The sequence below is a fragment of the Musicola keenii genome (assembly GCF_014855505.1).
Lineage (GTDB): Bacteria > Pseudomonadota > Gammaproteobacteria > Enterobacterales > Enterobacteriaceae > Musicola > Musicola paradisiaca.
Genome location: NZ_JAAWVW010000001.1, coordinates 1 through 15,132 on the forward strand (window position 1 = coordinate 1; position 15,132 = coordinate 15,132).

The window sequence follows — 15,132 nt, forward strand, 5'->3', positions numbered from 1 at the left end:
CTGTTGTTAGTTCGTAATGAATTAACTGTTGTTCACTCTTCAAGACTTTCAGTTCTTTCGTTCTGAAGTGTCCTGCGAGTGCCCACACAGATTGTCTGATTAATTGTTAAAGAGCAGTGCGACCGGCTTACAGCCTGCTGTCGCGAGGTGGCGTATACTACGCTTTCCTCATTTGGAGTCAACGACTTTTTTTCGCTTTCTCCGTCCTGTACCGCGCTGGCGTTACGCCGTTGCCGTCTCAGTGGTGGCGCATTATAGGGACTTATCCGCACCTGACAAGCGTTAATTGAAAAAAACTTACTGTTCGTCTTTTTTTTAACCGCGTCACATTTTTAGTGCAATGATAGCCACTAACCACTGCACGATGAATACGGGGATATCAGACACCGATCGAAGGGCCCTGACCAACAGAATCCCGGATGACCAACTCAGGTGTCAGGACTAATAATGCAGGCTCTGCTCCTGGATGCTCCAGACGGTGAAGTAGCGTATCAATCGCCAGCTCACCCAGTTCATCCTTCGGTTGGTGGACAGTCGTAAGCGGCGGCGATAGATAACGAGCCAATTCGATATCGTCATAACCGATAACCGCCATATCATGCGGAACGGATAACCCAGCCTGATATAGCGCACGATAAGCGCCGACCGCCATAGCATCATTACAGGCAAAAACAGCATGGGGCCGTTCGGGCAATGCCAGCAGACTCTCCATCGCACGAAAGCCGGTTTCAAATTCAAAGTCACCGGTAACTTCATACCCTTCGGGAATAACTAACCCCGCTTGATGCATAGCTTTGCGATAACCTTCCAGCCGGTTATGCGCGGTTGTTTTATCTTGCGGCCCGGCGATACAGGCAATTTTGCGGTATCCCTGGGAAATCAGATAATGCGTTGCCGCTTCACCCCCTTGCAGAGAGTTATCTTTGATCACATCACTGTTACCGTCGAAAGGTGCCCAATCCATCATCACCACCGGAATTGAAGGATATCGGCGAATAATATCGGGAGAAGGCATCCGACTCTCGGTACACATCAGCAATAAACCATCCACTCTTTTTTGCAACAGCGTTTCTAGGCTGCGGCTCATACGATGGTGATCGCCTTCCGTATTACACAGAATCAGGCTATATCCACGCTCATAGCAACAGCGCTCAACGCCGCGAACCACCTCCGCGTAAAATGGGTTGCTACTGGCTGTCAGTAGCATACCGATGGTTCTGGTTTGATTGATTTTAAGACTACGCGCCAGCGCCGATGGCGCGTAATTGAGCTGATCAACCGCCTTCATCACTCGGTCGCGAATCGCATCGCTGACATAGCGGTTGTCATTGATAACGTGAGAAACCGTTGACGTAGACACCCTAGCCAGACGCGCTACATCCTTCATCGTAGCCAAAAATCACTCCTGTCCATTCAGGAAAGCATCTATCTCTTCCCGCCAGGGTACCGACGGTTGAGCACCACGGCGAGTAACCGCAATCGCGGCGGCGGCATGCGCAAATTTAACCGCGTCCGTCATCGGTTTTGATTCCAGCAACGCAGTGACCAGCGCGCCGTTAAAGGTATCGCCGGCTGCGATAGTATCGACAGCTTTCACACGAAATCCCGGAATACGCACCCCTTGCCCATCTTCACTCAACCAGACACCGCGGCTGCCAAGCGTGATCAAAACCGTAGCTATGCCTTTATCATGCAGCACCTGCGCCGCCCGCTGAGCATCGTCCTCCGTGTTAATGGTCACACCGGTCAGGATCTGCGCTTCGGTTTCATTCGGGGTGATCATATCCACCAACGCCAGCAGTTCATCAGGCAAGGGGCAAGCAGGAGCCGGGTTTAAAATCACTTTAGTTCCATGCTGATGAGCCAAACGCGCCGCCTCGACAACCGTATCCAGCGGGGACTCAAGCTGCATCAGAAGCGCGGAAGCATCAACGATATGCTGCTGATGGCGCATCATATAAGCGGGAGTAACCGCCGCATTGGCACCTGCATGAATACCGATCATATTCTCTGCTTCGCCATTAACGAAAATCAGCGCCACACCGGTGGTGTGACCGGAAACAGCCTCAACAGCGGAAACATCGATCCGATCGCGGGTCAATTGCTGGCAAATACGGGTACCGATGTCATCTTCGCCAACGCAGGCAATGAAGGAAATATCCGCGCCACTACGCCCAGCAGCTACCGCCTGATTTGCACCCTTGCCGCCAAACGCTACGCCATATTGTTTACCGATCACCGTTTCACCAGGGCGTGGAAACTGTTCCAGATTCAGAATATGGTCCGCATTAATACTGCCCAACACTACCAGCTTGCCTGATTTCATTCGCATGAACCCCGATATCAATTGTGCGCCACCCGCATATCAGGTGGCGCTGACCCTGCGTATTACGCTTATTGTTTCGTCACCAATTTCAAGTCGACCGGAATAATGGCCTGAACTTTCTCGCCTTTCAGAACCTTATCAGCAGTATCAACACCAATGACGCCAATCTGTTCGGGGCGTTGCGCCACGGTAGCCGCCATTTTACCGCCTTCAACCGCCTTCATGCCGTCAGCCGTACCATCGAAACCCACCAGCATCACGTCATCACGGCCTGCCGTCTGCAACGCACGCAGTGCGCCCAGCGCCATTTCATCATTCTGCGCGAACACGGCTTTCACATCCGGGTGTGCGGTCAGCAGGTTCTGCATCACGTTCAACCCTTTGGTGCGATCAAAATCCGCTGGCTGACTAGCCAGAATAACAAACTTGTTCTTTTCAGCGGATTTCATGAAACCAGCCCCACGCTCACGCGCAGCGGAAGTTCCAGCCAGACCTTCCAGTTGGATAATTTTGGCGCCTTCACCCAATTTTTTGGCGATGAAATCCCCGGCAACTTTACCGCCGAAGGCGTTATCGGAAGCAACGTGGCTAACGACTTCACCACTGGCAGCGACACGGTCCAGCGTAATAACCGGGATCTTAGCCTGGTTAGCCAGTTTCACCGCATTACCCACGGAGTTGGAGTCGGTAGGGTTGATCAGCAATAGTTTGGTACCGCGAACCGTCAAGTCCTGTACGTTGGAAAGCTCTTTAGCGGGGTTGTTCTGGGAATCCAACACAATCAAATCGTAACCCAGTTTGTCCGCTTCCTTCTGAGCGCCGTCTTTCAGCGTCACAAAGAACGGGTTATTCAGTGTAGAAACAACAAGAGCAATAGTCTCCTTTGCCAACGCATTAGCACTGACGGAAGCACTCAGCGCGACAACGGAAACCAGAGTAGCAATCTTCTTTAAATTCATATCTCTATTCCTGTGTGAATGAAGGTTATTTACTGCTTTTGTTATCTACCAAAACCGCCAGCAAAATAACGACAGCCTTGACGATCATCTGGTAGTAAGAAGAAACACCTAACAGGTTAAGCCCATTGTTCAGGAACCCCAGAATCAGAGCCCCAATCAACGTTCCCACCACGCGCCCTTTACCACCGGACAGGCTCGTCCCCCCCAGCACCACCGCAGCGATGGCATCCAGTTCATAACCTGTCCCTGCCGTTGGCTGCGCCGACGACAAGCGAGCCACTTCAATAATGCCCGCCAACGCCGATAACAAGCCGCACAGCGAGTACACCACCACCTTCACCTTATCAACACTGATGCCGGAAAGGCGTGTTGCCGCTTCATTACCGCCAAGCGCATAGATATAACGCCCGAGACGGGTATGGTGCAGCATGTACCAGGTCGCCAAAAACACCACTGCCATAATCCAGATTGGCGCAGGTACGCCAAAAGGACGACCGATGCCGAACCACCCCAGAGTGTCCGCTGCTGAGGAAAATCCGGTATTAACCGGGCTGCCGTTGGTATAAACCATGGTGACGCCACGTAACAGCAGCATCATGACCAACGTGGCGATAAACGCCTGAACCCGGCCTTTGGCGACGATAATCCCGGTACCGGCGCCAATAACGGCACCCAGCGCCAGAGCGGCGAACACCGCCACCAAAGCATTGATCTCCAGCCCGACGATAGACGCGGCTACCGCGCCCGTCAGCGCCAACACCGACCCAACGGACAAATCGATGCCGGAAGTCAGGATCACCAGCGTCATCCCGACAGCCATAATCGCGTTGACTGATGTCTGCTGCAGAATATTGAACAAATTATTCAGCGTGAAGAAATTGGGGCTCATGGAAGAGACCACGGCAATGAGCACCAGTAAGGCGATCAGGGACTTCTGCTCCATCAACCACTGCTTGCTGAACCGGCGCTTAGCCGGGATAGTTTGAGAACTCATATGGGGCTTACTCCTGCGTTGCGCCGTATTGCTTACCAACGGCCGCGGCCATCAGCGTTTCCTGGGTTGCTTGCTCAATAGGGAATTCACCGCTCAGGCGACCCTCATGCATCACAATGATGCGATCGCTCATGCCGAGCACTTCCGGCATTTCCGAAGACACCAGAATGATGCTCAACCCTTCCTGCTTGAACTGGTTGATTAATTGATAGATCTCTTTCTTCGCCCCAACATCCACGCCGCGAGTCGGCTCATCCAAAATCAGGACTTTGGGGCGCGTCATCAACCCGCGGGCAATCGCCACTTTCTGCTGGTTGCCGCCGGAAAGCAGCCCGATGGTTTGATCCATTGATGGCGTGCGGATATTGAACAAACGAATAAAATCTTCCACCGCGATGCGTTCGTCCTCATGGCGCAGCGAACCGGCCTGATTACTGAAATAGCGTAATGCGGTCAACGACATGTTTTCTTTCACCGACATGCCGAGCACCAGCCCGTCGCGTTTGCGGTCTTCCGAAATGTAAACGATACCGTTGGCCAGACCTTCCTGTGCACTGTTCGATGTGATGTCCTTGCCGTCCAGCCATACGGAGCCTTGTGTCCGGGGAAACGCACCGTACAACACTTTCATCAGCTCAGTCCGCCCGGCTCCCATCAACCCGGCAACCCCAAGAATCTCGCCTTTGCGCAACGTGAAGCTGACATTGTTCACACCCGGGCCGCACAACCCGCTCACCTTCAACCGCACATCGCCTGGCGCCTGATCGAGCCGGGGGTACTGCTCTTCCAGCTTACGGCCCACCATCATTTCAATCAGCGTATCTTCCTGCAACTCACGCACCGGACGCTCGCCAATGAACTGACCGTCGCGGAACACCGTAACGTCGTTACAGATGTCAAAAATCTCTTTCAGACGGTGGGAAATATAAACAATGCCGCAGCCATGCGATTGCAACTCTTTGATCACATTGAATAACGATGCAGTTTCGGTATCCGTCAACGCATCCGTCGGCTCATCCATAATGATCACTTTAGATTCAAAGCTCAGCACTTTGGCGATCTCGACCATCTGCTGCTCGCCAATGGACAGCTCCCCGACCAGACGCCGGCTGTCGTAGTTCAGATTCAGTCGCGCCAACAGCTTATCCGCTTCGGCATACATCCGCGGCCAGTCGATACGGCCAATGCGATGGGTAAATTCGCGTCCGAGAAAGATATTCTCCGCGATGCTGATCTGGGGAATCAGGTTCAGTTCCTGATGGATAATACCGATACCCGCTTCCTGAGAGGCTTTGGGCCCGCTGAAATCCACCTCTTTGCCCATAAAATGGATACTGCCGGCATCCTTACGATAAATCCCGGTCAGCACTTTCATCATGGTGGATTTACCGGCACCGTTTTCGCCCACCAACGCCATCACCTTTCCCGGATAGACATTGAGCGCAGCGCCAGCCAACGCCTTCACGCCAGGAAACGATTTGGTGATACCTTGCAGTTGCAGTAAAGGTTGCATTAATGCCTCAGAAAGTTACACCCGCACAAAGGATCACATTCGCATACGGCGAACATTCGCCGCTGCGGACAATGGCCCGGCTTTCGCCACTTTGCTGTTTGAACGCTTCGTGGCTGACATAGTTGATAGAAATGGAATTTCCCTGGTGTTGTTCGAGTTGTTTCAAATGATTAAGTATTGCGTCATGAAGCTGTGGATTTTTATTGATAATCTCTTCAGCCAAAATGGCGGCTTCCACTTGCATTTCAGCCGTCACCACATCCAGTACCTGCATGAAACCGGGAACGTTGTGCGTCAACGCCAGATCGATTCGAACCGTACTATCAGGAATGGGCAACCCCGCATCAGCGATCGTCAGCTGGTCGGTATGCCCCAGCTGGGAAATCACGGCAGACACCTCTGCATTCAGTAACACGCCTTTTTTCATTTTCATCACTCCGATAGCGAAACGTTTCGCTTGTACATGAGTGTAGAAAAGCCATAACAAAAGGCAATGTCGGGCTGATAAAAATGTGATCGCTATCGAAACGTTTCGCTTATATGACAAAAGAATAAAAAACGTACATCAGCAGCAGAAAAAGAAGGCGACGATGACACAAAGAAGCCGCTGATTACCTATCCCGTTAGGCATCATTGACGCGACCAGCCTGCATGCCATGAAGTCATGATTTCGAACTCGGCCAACGCCTGAATGGCTATGAAATTGCGCGTTAAACCAGCAGGTTTTAATCACCAGACGGAACAATACGCATCAAGCAACCCCCGACAACCATCACCACCTCGGAGGAGGTGGTTTAACGCTGACAATAAAAAAGGCCGGAAACCGGCCTCTTGCTTAGATCTCAACCTGAATACCCAGTTCGATCAACCGGTTGGGTGGAATCTCAAACTGATCCGCCGCCCGTAGCGCGTTTCGGCTGAGCATCATAAACAGCTTGCCGCGAATACGCAGATACCAGGGGCGCTTGCCCATCGTCAGCGACTCGTTCGACAGGAAGAAAGTGGTTTCCATCATCTGGCAGGTCAAACCATCCTGCCAGCAACGATGGAAGACTTCTTCCACGTTGGGTGTCTCCCGCCAGCCGTAGTTGGCGATCACCCGCCAGAAAGTCGGGGAAAGCTGTTCAACCGATACACGCCGGGCATTGTGCACGTAAGGCGCATCTTCCGTGCGCATGGTCAATAACACCACTCGCTCGTGCAACACCTTGTTGTGTTTAAGGTTATGCAACAACGCAAACGGAATAACATGGGTAGCGCGAGACAGATAAACCGCCGTACCAGGCACCCGCACCGGCGGATTCTTTTCCAACGAAACGATCATCGCATCCAGCGAGTTGCCGTGCTCATGCACCCGACGCAGCAGACGGAAACGTTCGCTTTTCCAGGTGGTCATGATGATGAACATCACCAATCCCAGCGCCAACGGCAACCAACCGCCGGAAACGATTTTCACCACGTTGGCCAAGAACATCGGCACATCAATGAACAGCAATGCGGCCAACAGCAGCCATACCAAATAGCGGTACCAGTTCCAGTTTTTCACCGCGACGGTACAGGAAAGAATGCTGGTCAACACCATGGTGCCGGTAACGGCGATGCCGTAGGCCGCCGCCAGATTGCTGGAGTGTTCAAAACTGACGATCACGAGCACCACGGCGATATACAGCAACCAGTTAATCACCGGAATATAGATTTGCCCGGACTCCATATCCGAGGTGTGCACAATTCGCATCGGCGGCAAATAGCCCAGGCGCACCGCCTGGCGCGTCAACGAAAATACACCGGAAATCACCGCCTGAGAGGCGATAATGGTCGCCAACGTCGCCAGCACTAACAGAGGAATCAGCGCCCAATCGGGCGCCAGCAGGAAGAATGGGTTCTTAATGGCATCCGGCGTTTTCAACAGCAGCGCCCCTTGCCCGAAATAATTGAGTATCAGCGACGGCAACACCACCGAAAACCAGGCGATACGGATAGGCTTTTTGCCGAAATGCCCCATGTCGGCATACAATGCTTCCACCCCGGTTATCGCCAACACCACCGCGCCTAAAGCAAAGAAAGAAACCGCTTTGTACTGGGTAAAAAAGTTGACTGCCCACATAGGGTTCATCGCCCGCAACACTTCGGGATTGGCGATAATGCTGCGAGCCCCCAGCACACCCAACGACAGGAACCAGAGCATCATGATCGGCGCAAACAGGCTGCCGACCCGGCCGGTGCCGTGTTTTTGGATCATAAACAGCAACGTGAGTACGACGATCGACACCGGTACGATATAGGTATCCAGCGAGGGCGCCACGATATCCAGGCCTTCAATCGCCGACATCACGGAAATGGCCGGCGTAATCACCACTTCACCATAGAAAAAGCTGCCGCCGATCAGCCCCATAATCACCACCGCGGCAGTAACCCGGTCTGACGTATTGCGACCCGCCAGCGACATTAGCGTCAGGATCCCCCCTTCCCCGGCATTATCCGCCCGCATCACATAGGACAGATACTTCAGGGAGACCACCAGCACCAGCAGCCAGAAAATCAGCGAGAGAAAACCAAAAACGGAATCAGGCTCGACGCCAAAACCAAACTGACCTGAAAGACACTCCCTGAGCGTATACAGCGGGCTGGTACCTATATCACCATAGACCACCCCGATTGCTGCCAGCGTCACTGCGGGAAGTGAGCGTTTATGTTCTGAACTCATAAATCTTATCTTCTGTTATCTATTCATTGACCTGTCAGGCCTTATTTTGGTTGTTGTGACCTGAAAACGCACAGTATGCACAAATCACGTTAAAAGCCCATTTTAAAAATCATCTTCGTACCGTCAGATAAGCGCTATTAATCGATTATCGATATTGGCCCTGCCAAAAATTAATGTATGGTTCATAAATAAACCGTAGTGTCCAACAGGCTACTCTTACAAACCCGATACGGTAATTAACAGTAACGGATAAATCATGATGCAACCCACAGCACTGGCTGACCGTATATCTCGCCTGAGTCATGCGCTAGAACACGGTCTCTATGAAAGACAGCACGTTATTCGACTTTGTCTACTGGCCGCACTGAGCGGTGAAAGCGTTTTTTTGCTGGGCCCGCCGGGAATAGCAAAAAGTTTGATCGCACGACGTCTGAAATATGCGTTTAAACACGCCAATGCTTTTGAATATTTGATGACTCGTTTTTCTACGCCGGAAGAAGTATTCGGCCCGCTATCCATTCAGGCGCTGAAAGATGAAGGCCGCTATCAGCGGCTCACCAGCGGTTATCTGCCGGAAGCCGAAATTGTCTTTCTGGACGAAATCTGGAAAGCCGGGCCAGCCATACTGAACACCCTGCTGACCGCCATCAACGAACGCCGTTTCCGCAATGGCAACAGTGAAGAACCCATCCCCATGAGATTGCTGGTTACGGCATCCAACGAACTGCCGGAAACAGACAGCAGTCTGGAAGCATTGTATGACCGCATGTTGATACGCCTGTGGCTTGACCGGGTTCAGGATAAAGGTAATTTTCGCGCCATGCTCACCACCACCGCCGGCGAACGCGACAACCCGGTCAACCAGTCATTGAGCGTCAGCGACGAAGAATATTATGAATGGCAATCACATATCGATCATATACCGTTACCGGAATACTGCTTTGAGTTGATTTATCAACTGCGCCAGCAATTAGACGCTCAGGCAAACGCGCCTTATGTATCCGACCGCAGGTGGAAAAAAGCCATCCGTCTGTTGCAGGCTTGCGCCTTCTTTAGCGGGCGAGAAACCATTACACCGATTGACCTGATCCTACTTAAAGATTGTCTGTGGCACGACCTGGATTCCCATACGCTGGTGGAACAGCAACTAACCCAATTGATGACCGAACAAGCCTACCAGCAAAGGGCGCTGTTGTTCCGTCTGCAACAACTCAATGTCAAACGACAGCAATATCAGCAACAACAAAGTGAACTACAAGCGTTTACAGTAGAGAAGCAGGTAAACCTTTTCGGCCGTAAGTCTCATTATTCATTACCGGACGGCATCGCTGCATCAGAAGCGCTGACGCTGGTATTACAAAAACCTCTACTCCTACACGATCACACCGTGACGCATGTGGTGATCGCTGGCTCGGCGCTGGAAACCTGGTTACAGAAAGGCGGTGAAATACGGGGCAAGCTTAACGGCGTTGGATTTGCCCAACCTATCGACATGGAAGTGGACGATCGCCAGCATCTGATTATCCGGGACATCAGTCTGCAAAGTTCCATCTTGTCCCTACCGGGCAAGATTAATCGTGACCTGCCTGAAGACATACTTCAGGAATACGAAACGCTGAAAATTCAATTGCGTGAACAGCGTCGTTCATTTGAACGGCATCAACCTTGTTTGTTCGTTCCCCGGGACTGGTTAGCCAGCATCGAGGAAAGCCTGCAACAGGTCGACGAACAGATAGAACAGTCGCAACGGGAGTAACGGATATGCTGACGCTGGAATCCTTGGAGATGCTGCTATCCATTGATGAAAACGATCTGCTCGATGATCTGATCGTGACCATGATGGCTACCCCGCAGTTGGTCATGTTCTTCGACAAGTACCCGCGTCTTAAAACCTCCGTGATGAAAGACTTATCCGCCTGGAAAGAAAACCTGAAACTCCGGCTCAGAGATACCCAGACGCCGCCGGAGCTGGAGAAAGAGTTCACCTGCTACCAGCAGACGCAGTTTTCCGGTGAAGGCACATTTCAGTCCAACCTGCCGGGAGTCATTTCAACGCTCCGGAGCGTTGATTCCCCATTTCTGCCCCAGGCGGAAACGATACTCAAACCGCTCAATGCGTCCGCCAGTGCCGTGCTCTCTATCACTGGTGGGCTACATTCCCTGTTTATGCAGCGCTGGCGCATGAGCCTGACCTTACAAACCATGAATCTGCATCAACAGATCGTCGAGCAGGAGCGTGAACTGTTGCTGGACGAGATCCAGCAACGCCTGACGATCAGCGGAACACTGGAACCGGTATTGGCCGAAAATGATACGGCAGCGGGCCGGTTGTGGGATTTGACCGCCGGTAAGCGAGTCAGCCAACCGTTTGAGATGCTGTGCGATGTCGCTGAATTTCTTAAACAACAGCCGCAATTACAGCGGTTGGCTGAACGCTTAGGCCGCAGCCGGGAAACCAAATCCGTGCCGGCGCACGAAGCTCCCGTTGAATCATTGCGGGTCATGGTGCGCGAGCCCGCCGCCATGCCGGAACAAGTGAGCGGCGTGCATCAAAGCGACGATATCCTGAGGTTGATACCCACAGAGCTGTCCACACTGGGTATCGACGAACTGGAATACGAATTTTACCGACGCCTGTCGGAGCACCGCCTGATGACATACCGCCTTCAGGGCGATAACTGGCGGGAAAAAACGCTGGAACGGCCGGTCGTGCACCAGCGCAATGAACAACAGCCGCGCGGCCCGTTCATCGTCTGCGTGGATACGTCGGGCTCCATGGGCGGCTTCAATGAACGCTGCGCCAAGGCGTTTTGCCTGGCGCTGATGCGCATCGCGCTGGCGGAAAATCGCCGTTGCTACATCATTTTATTTTCCACCGGCATCGTCAGTTACGAATTGACGTCTCCGAATGGTCTGGATGAAGCAACCCGCTTTCTGAGCCAAACATTCCGCGGTGGTACCGACCTGGCTGGTTGTCTTTCCGCGCTGATGAAAGCATTGGACTCTCAAACCTGGCATGACGCCGATGCCGTTGTGATTTCCGACTTTATCGCGCAGCGGCTGCCGGAACCGCTGATCGGCGAAATGAAACGCCGGCAACAACAGTCTCAGCACCGTTTTCACGCGGTCGCGATGTCCGATCACGGCAAACCGGGCATCCTGCGTATTTTTGACCACATCTGGCGTTTCGATACTGGGTTGAAAAGCCGGTTACTGCGTCGATTTCAGCATGAAAATGCCTGAGCATGCTCTTTCCATCAGGCCAGGGGATTGCTAACCGCGGTGATAAGCAGTAAAACGCCCTGACGATCAATAAAGAGAAATATGCCATGGCAGACATCTATTCAATGGACGAGCTCGATCGCGGCATTCTAAACCTGCTGATGGAAAATGCCCGCATCCCTTACGCCGAGCTGGCCAAACAGTTTGCAGTCAGTCCCGGCACTATTCATGTGCGGGTAGAAAAAATGAAGCAAGCGGGCATCATTCTGGGTACCCGACTCGACATCAACCCCAAGCAGTTGGGCTACGATGTCTGCTGTTTTATCGGCATCATACTGAAAAGCGCCAAGGACTATCCTTCCGCGCTGGAAAAGCTGAATAATCTGGAAGAAGTCGTGGAAGCCTACTACACCACCGGCCACTACAGCATCTTCATCAAGGTAATGTGCCGTTCCATCGATGCGCTGCAACATGTACTTATCAACAAGATCCAGACCATTGATGAAATTCAATCCACCGAGACCCTGATCTCCCTGCAGAACCCGATCATGCGGACCATCACGCCTTAAACGCTTTTTACTATCCCCTTATTATCCACAGGTAGATCCCACAAAAATCACAGCGTACAATGTGCCGTCTTTTATCAGTCGGGATCGCCAATGACGGACATAACCCTTATCAGCGGCAGTACGCTGGGCAGCGCCGAGTACGTTGCGGAACATTTGGAAACACTGCTGCAACAAGCCGGGTTTTCCACTCGCTTGCAGCATGGCCCGGCATTGAATGATATCCCGTTGCAGGGATTATGGCTGGTGGTGACTTCCACGCATGGCGCTGGTGATCTTCCCGATAACCTGCAATCTCTTTATGACGAACTGGTTGCCGGTAAGCCCGATCTTTCTCAAGTTTCCTTCGGTGCGATTGGGATCGGCAGCAGTGAATACGACACGTTCTGTGGCGCGATCATTAAGATGGATCGACTACTTCAGGATCTTAAGGCCCATCGGATCGGCGATATACTACAAGTCGACATCACCAAGCATGAGATACCGGAAGATCCCGCCGAAGTCTGGTTGGGATCGTGGATCGAACAACTCAAATAAAAAATATTTTTTCACTGTTCCTGTGGATAAATCTTTTAAAATCATGGGTAAAACCAGTAGTTATCCAAATGATAACGGCTGTTCTTTTTTTGAGTTGTGTATAACCACCCATTCTGATCCCAGCTTATACGGGCTGGGATCACCGATCATTCACAGAGAGTGATCGGTTTTAACTCATTGATCTTCATTCCGGATCCCGTGTTATCCACAGCAAGGGACGATCCTAATAAGAGATCTAATAAAGAGATCTTTAAATAAAAAAGATCTTTCTTTAACTACCCGACGATCCTACAGGGTTGGTCGCCGGTTCAAACTCAAGTAGAATCCCCCACCCCAGGGCGAGTAACGATCATTCGCAACCACGCGAGGTGCAGTACCATGTTTTATCCGGATCCTTTTGACGTCATCGTGATCGGCGGTGGCCATGCAGGTACCGAAGCCGCTATGGCTTCCGCCCGTATGGGACGTCAAACCCTCCTGTTAACCCACAATATTGATACGCTGGGGCAAATGTCCTGCAACCCGGCGATCGGCGGTATCGGAAAGGGACATCTGGTAAAAGAAATCGATGCGATGGGCGGCCTGATGGCGCGCGCCATCGACAAGGGCGGGATTCAGTTTAGGATACTAAACTCCAGCAAAGGGCCAGCCGTTCGCGCCACCCGCGCCCAAGCGGATAGAGTGCTTTATCGCCAGGCCGTACGTACGGCACTGGAGAACCAGCCTAATCTGATGATCTTCCAACAAGCTGTCGATGATCTGATCGTGGAAAACGATCGTGTGGTTGGCGTAGTGACCCAGATGGGGTTGAAATTTCGCGCCAAAACCGTCGTGCTGACAGTCGGCACTTTTCTTGATGGCAAGATCCATATTGGTTTGGACAACTATAGCGGCGGTCGTGCCGGCGATCCTCCATCGGTTGCCCTATCACGTCGTTTGAGAGAACTGCCGCTGCGCGTAGGCCGCCTCAAAACCGGTACTCCTCCGCGTATTGACGCGCGTACTATCGATTTCAGCGTACTGGCCCAACAGCACGGCGATAATCCAATGCCGGTGTTCTCCTTTCTGGGAGATGCCAGCCAGCATCCAGCGCAGATGCCTTGTTACATCACGCATACCAATGAACAAACTCACGAAGTGATTCGTAATAATCTGGATCGCAGCCCGATGTACGCCGGTGTTATTGAAGGCATCGGGCCACGTTATTGCCCTTCGATCGAAGATAAGGTAATGCGGTTTGCCGACCGCAATGCGCATCAGATCTTTCTTGAACCTGAAGGGCTGACCAGCAACGAGATTTATCCGAACGGTATCTCCACCAGCCTCCCGTTTGATGTTCAGTGGCAAATTGTCCGTTCTATGCAGGGAATGGAAAATGCCAAGATCGTTCGCCCTGGCTATGCGATCGAGTATGACTATTTCGATCCGCGTGATTTGAAACAAACACTGGAGAGTAAATATATCGCCGGCCTGTTTTTCGCCGGGCAGATTAACGGCACTACCGGCTACGAAGAAGCTGCTGCCCAGGGGATGCTTGCCGGCTTGAACGCCGCACGTTCGGCATTCGATCAAGAGGGATGGACGCCGCGTCGCGATCAGGCATATCTGGGTGTTCTCGTCGATGATCTCTGTACTTTGGGGACACGCGAGCCGTATCGCATGTTTACTTCTCGTGCGGAATACCGGTTGATGCTCAGGGAAGATAACGCCGATCTTCGCCTGACTGAAATTGGACGACAGCTGGGGATGGTGGACGATGAGCGTTGGGCTCGTTTCAATGAGAAACTGGAAAACATCGAGAAAGAGCGTCAGCGGTTGCGTGGAATATTCGTCCATCCGCAGTCCGAGCAGATCGAACAGGTCAATGTGTTGCTGAAAACGCCGTTGTCCCGTGAAGCCAGCGGTGAGGATTTACTGCGTCGCCCTGAAATCGATTATGCAATGTTGACTCGCTTACCGATGTTTTCACCCGCACTTGTTGACACTCAGGCGGCTGAGCAGGTGGAAATCCAGGTCAAGTACGAGGGGTATATCGCCCGGCAGCAGGATGAGATCGATAAACAGTCACGGAATGAAAATACTCTGTTGCCGGCCGATCTTGATTATCGACAGGTAAGTGGATTATCCAACGAAGTGATCGCTAAGTTGAACGACCATAAACCGGGTTCTATTGGTCAAGCATCCCGGATATCGGGCATCACGCCTGCAGCAATCTCCATTTTGCTGGTGTGGCTCAAAAAACAGGGGTTGCTGCGTCGCAGCGCCTGAATATTCCCTTTGCTTTTACGGCCGCGGTGACGCGGCCTGTCGC

General features: G+C 52.3%; 12 protein-coding genes. 5 read left to right on the forward strand and 7 right to left on the reverse strand.

Annotated elements, in window-relative coordinates:
* Nucleotides 1–379 precede the first annotated feature (379 nt).
* The 7 genes from rbsR to kup all read right to left on the reverse strand — a co-directional run bounded on the left by rbsR (nt 380) and on the right by kup (nt 8,496).
* On the reverse strand, nt 380–1,396 hold the full coding sequence (rbsR, locus tag HEP82_RS00005) for a ribose operon transcriptional repressor RbsR (RefSeq protein ID WP_225622241.1): 1,017 nt from the start codon (nt 1,394–1,396) through the stop codon (nt 380–382).
* 3 nt (nt 1,397–1,399) lie between these two features.
* Entirely contained in the window at nt 1,400–2,326 is a 927-nt protein-coding gene (rbsK, locus tag HEP82_RS00010) for a ribokinase (RefSeq protein ID WP_015855619.1), read from the reverse strand.
* 68 nt (nt 2,327–2,394) lie between these two features.
* Nucleotides 2,395–3,285, reverse strand: coding sequence for a ribose ABC transporter substrate-binding protein RbsB (gene rbsB / locus HEP82_RS00015; protein WP_192456215.1), 891 nt, complete (start codon nt 3,283–3,285; stop codon nt 2,395–2,397).
* A gap of 25 nt (nt 3,286–3,310) precedes the next feature.
* The gene (gene rbsC, locus HEP82_RS00020) at nt 3,311–4,279 is read right to left on the reverse strand and encodes a ribose ABC transporter permease (RefSeq protein ID WP_015855621.1); all 969 of its coding nucleotides are present in this window, start codon (nt 4,277–4,279) and stop codon (nt 3,311–3,313) included.
* A gap of 7 nt (nt 4,280–4,286) precedes the next feature.
* A complete protein-coding gene (gene rbsA, locus HEP82_RS00025) occupies nt 4,287–5,792 on the reverse strand; it encodes a ribose ABC transporter ATP-binding protein RbsA (RefSeq protein ID WP_192456216.1) in 1,506 nt (501 codons plus the stop codon).
* 7 nt (nt 5,793–5,799) lie between these two features.
* Entirely contained in the window at nt 5,800–6,219 is a 420-nt protein-coding gene (gene rbsD, locus HEP82_RS00030; RefSeq protein WP_192456217.1) for a D-ribose pyranase, read from the reverse strand.
* Nucleotides 6,220–6,627: 408 nt separating this feature from the next.
* A complete protein-coding gene (kup, locus tag HEP82_RS00035) occupies nt 6,628–8,496 on the reverse strand; it encodes a low affinity potassium transporter Kup (protein WP_192456218.1) in 1,869 nt (622 codons plus the stop codon).
* Nucleotides 8,497–8,752: 256 nt separating this feature from the next.
* Here kup and ravA point away from each other — a divergent pair, with 256 nt between their 5' ends.
* The 5 genes from ravA to mnmG all read left to right on the forward strand — a co-directional run bounded on the left by ravA (nt 8,753) and on the right by mnmG (nt 15,089).
* Nucleotides 8,753–10,252 (forward strand): ATPase RavA, encoded by a 1,500-nt coding sequence (gene ravA, locus HEP82_RS00040; RefSeq protein WP_192456219.1) that lies wholly within the window; start codon nt 8,753–8,755, stop codon nt 10,250–10,252.
* 5 nt (nt 10,253–10,257) lie between these two features.
* The gene (gene viaA, locus HEP82_RS00045; protein WP_192456220.1) at nt 10,258–11,739 is read left to right on the forward strand and encodes an ATPase RavA stimulator ViaA; all 1,482 of its coding nucleotides are present in this window, start codon (nt 10,258–10,260) and stop codon (nt 11,737–11,739) included.
* A gap of 86 nt (nt 11,740–11,825) precedes the next feature.
* Entirely contained in the window at nt 11,826–12,287 is a 462-nt protein-coding gene (asnC, locus tag HEP82_RS00050) for a transcriptional regulator AsnC (protein ID WP_192456221.1), read from the forward strand.
* A 90-nt stretch (nt 12,288–12,377) separates the two neighbouring features.
* Nucleotides 12,378–12,821, forward strand: coding sequence for an FMN-binding protein MioC (gene mioC / locus HEP82_RS00055; RefSeq protein ID WP_192456222.1), 444 nt, complete (start codon nt 12,378–12,380; stop codon nt 12,819–12,821).
* A gap of 378 nt (nt 12,822–13,199) precedes the next feature.
* Complete coding sequence (gene mnmG / locus HEP82_RS00060) at nt 13,200–15,089, forward strand: tRNA uridine-5-carboxymethylaminomethyl(34) synthesis enzyme MnmG (RefSeq protein WP_192456223.1); 1,890 nt, start codon at nt 13,200–13,202, stop codon at nt 15,087–15,089.
* Nucleotides 15,090–15,132: the final 43 nt, after the last annotated feature.

Bases quoted from the DNA above. Each gene is read 5' to 3' on its own strand.
- ravA (WP_192456219.1), top strand. From the start codon at position 8,753: ATGATGCAACCCACAGCACTGGCTGACCGTATATCTCGCCTGAGTCAT.
- rbsC (WP_015855621.1), bottom strand. From the start codon at position 4,279: ATGAGTTCTCAAACTATCCCGGCTAAGCGCCGGTTCAGCAAGCAGTGG.
- rbsB (WP_192456215.1), bottom strand. From the start codon at position 3,285: ATGAATTTAAAGAAGATTGCTACTCTGGTTTCCGTTGTCGCGCTGAGT.
- kup (WP_192456218.1), bottom strand. From the start codon at position 8,496: ATGAGTTCAGAACATAAACGCTCACTTCCCGCAGTGACGCTGGCAGCA.
- mioC (WP_192456222.1), top strand. From the start codon at position 12,378: ATGACGGACATAACCCTTATCAGCGGCAGTACGCTGGGCAGCGCCGAG.
- mnmG (WP_192456223.1), top strand. From the start codon at position 13,200: ATGTTTTATCCGGATCCTTTTGACGTCATCGTGATCGGCGGTGGCCAT.
- viaA (WP_192456220.1), top strand. From the start codon at position 10,258: ATGCTGACGCTGGAATCCTTGGAGATGCTGCTATCCATTGATGAAAAC.
- rbsK (WP_015855619.1), bottom strand. From the start codon at position 2,326: ATGAAATCAGGCAAGCTGGTAGTGTTGGGCAGTATTAATGCGGACCAT.
- asnC (WP_192456221.1), top strand. From the start codon at position 11,826: ATGGCAGACATCTATTCAATGGACGAGCTCGATCGCGGCATTCTAAAC.
- rbsA (WP_192456216.1), bottom strand. From the start codon at position 5,792: ATGCAACCTTTACTGCAACTGCAAGGTATCACCAAATCGTTTCCTGGC.
- rbsD (WP_192456217.1), bottom strand. From the start codon at position 6,219: ATGAAAAAAGGCGTGTTACTGAATGCAGAGGTGTCTGCCGTGATTTCC.